This is a genomic window from Sphingomonas sp. BAUL-RG-20F-R05-02, from assembly GCF_022662305.1.
In the GTDB taxonomy this organism is placed as follows: domain Bacteria; phylum Pseudomonadota; class Alphaproteobacteria; order Sphingomonadales; family Sphingomonadaceae; genus Sphingomonas.
Genome location: NZ_JAKNQH010000062.1, coordinates 1 through 1224, shown reverse-complemented (window position 1 = coordinate 1224; position 1224 = coordinate 1). Strand labels below are relative to the sequence as shown.

General features: G+C 60.5%; 1 protein-coding gene. It reads left to right on the top strand.

The features are described 5' to 3' along the window. Window positions 1-76: 76 nt before the first annotated feature. Window positions 77-1176, top strand: a protein-coding gene (locus tag L8F97_RS22425; RefSeq protein WP_242154955.1) for an IS3 family transposase whose coding sequence is annotated in 2 segments (ribosomal slippage) — window positions 77-329 and window positions 329-1176 — 1101 coding nt in all. Because the reading frame shifts where the segments join, the coding sequence is not laid out codon by codon here. The last annotated feature ends 48 nt before the right edge of the window (window positions 1177-1224 follow it).

Below are 1224 nucleotides of genomic sequence, written 5' to 3'. Positions count from 1 at the left end.
ACGTCCCCCCTGTTTTTTAGCCCAGTTTGAGCGAGAGTTTTCCGGCCTTGAGAAGCCTTCGGGCAAGGAGCTGGAAATGAAGAAAGCTAGGTATACGGACGAGCAGATTGCCTTCGCGCTGAAGCAGGCGGAAACCGGCACGCCGGTGGTCGAAGTCATCCGGCGGATGGGGATTTCGGAGCAGACGTTCTACCGCTGGAAGAAGGTGTACGGCGGTCTCGGGGTCGGCGAGCTGAGGCGCCTGAAGCAGCTCGAGGATGAGAACCGGCAGCTGAAACAGCTGGTTGCCGACCTGAGTCTGGACAAGCACATCCTGCAGGACGTTTTGGCAAAAAAGCTCTGACGCCTGGACGGCGACGCGAACTCGTCGCGTACGTCCAGGCGTCTCATGCTGTAAGCGAGCGGCGCAGTTGCTCGGCACTGGGCGTCGAGCGGTCGTCGGTGCGCTACATCTCTCACAAGCCGGACCAGACACCGCTAGTGATGCGCATCCGTGATCTGGCGGCAACGCGGACGCGCTATGGCTATTTTCGGATCTACATCCTGCTGCGCCGGGAAGGATGGGTCGTGAACCACAAACGCGTCTATCGGCTATATCGGAATGACGGACTGAGCCTTCGGCTCAAGAAGCCAAGACGCAACGTCAGCGCTGCTAACCGCGAGCGCCAACCCATGGCGTTGGCGGCGAACGAGATGTGGTCGATGGATTTTGTTTCGGACGCCTTGTTCGATGGTCGGCGGTTACGCGCGCTGACCGTGGTCGACGCCTTCACGCGCGAAGCTCTGGCGATCGACGTCGACCAGGGCATCAAGGGCGAACAGGTGGTCGAGGCGATGGCACGGATCTCGTCGGTCCGCGGCGCACCCAAGACTATTCGCGTGGACAATGGTCCGGAATTCATTTCGAAAGCACTCGATCGCTGGGCGTACGAGAACGGCGTCACGCTGGACTTCAGCCGACCGGGCAAACCCACCGACAATGCCTTCGTAGAGTCGTTCAACGGTCGCCTTCGCGACGAGTGCCTGAACGCGCATTGGTTCCTGTCCATGACCGACGCCCGAGCCAAGATCGAGGACTGGAGGCGGGACTATAACGAGAGCCGCCCTCACACATCGCTTGGCTGGATGACGCCGGTCGAATATGCTGCTGCCGCGGCCATCAAAGCGGCCGAATGAACGCCGGAAACTCACCTTAAGATTGGATGAGAAACCGGGGGACCCTCA